The 769-nt window shown below is 52.5% G+C and carries 1 protein-coding gene; it reads left to right on the forward strand.

Annotated features, from left to right (window positions below; translation table 11 throughout):
- Positions 1–55 precede the first annotated feature (55 nt).
- Positions 56–753, forward strand: a protein-coding gene (locus ACOI7D_RS27815) for an IS1 family transposase (RefSeq protein WP_223174630.1) whose coding sequence is annotated in 2 segments (ribosomal slippage) — positions 56–305 and positions 305–753 — 699 coding nt in all. Because the reading frame shifts where the segments join, the coding sequence is not laid out codon by codon here.
- The last annotated feature ends 16 nt before the right edge of the window (positions 754–769 follow it).

A 769-nucleotide genomic window follows, 5' to 3' on the forward strand; every position in this document is an offset into this window, starting at 1 on the left:
GGTGATGCTACCAACTTGCTGATTTAGTGTATAATGGTGTTTTTGAGGTGCTCCCGTGGCTTCAGTCTCCGTCTGCTGTCCCTCCTGTTCCGCTACTGAAGGCGTGATGCGTAATGGCAAAAGTACTGCCGGGCATCAACGTTATCTCTGCTCTCACTGCCGTAAAACATGGCAGCTCACCTTCACTTATGCCGCTTCTCAGCCCGGTACACACCAGAAAATCATTGATATGGCTATGAACGGCGTCGGTTGCCGTGCCACCGCACGACTAATGGGCGTGGGCCTCAACACCATTTTGCGCCATTTAAAAAACTCAGGCCGCAGTCAGTAACCTCCCGGATACAGCCGGGCAGTGATGTCATTGTCTGTGCGGAGATGGACGAGCAATGGGGCTACGTCGGTGCAAAATCACGTCAGCGCTGGCTGTTTTACGCGTATGACAGGATACGCAGGGCGGTGGTAGCCCACGTTTTCGGTGAACGCACTATGGCCACACTGGAGCGTCTTCTGAGCCTGCTGTCAGTTTTTGACGTGGTGGTATGGATGACGGACGGCTGGCCGATGTATGAGTCACGTCTGAAGGGAAAACTGCACGTCATCAGTAAGCGTTACACGCAGCGAATTGAGCGACACAACCTGAATCTGAGACAGCATCTGGCAAGGCTGGGCAGGAAGTCCCTGTCGTTCTCAAAATCGGTGGAGCTGCATGACAAAGTCATCGGGCACTATCTGAACATAAAACACTATCAGTAAATTGGAGTCATTACCG

It is taken from the genome of Klebsiella sp. C360 (assembly GCF_048822415.1).
Lineage (GTDB): Bacteria > Pseudomonadota > Gammaproteobacteria > Enterobacterales > Enterobacteriaceae > Klebsiella > Klebsiella quasipneumoniae.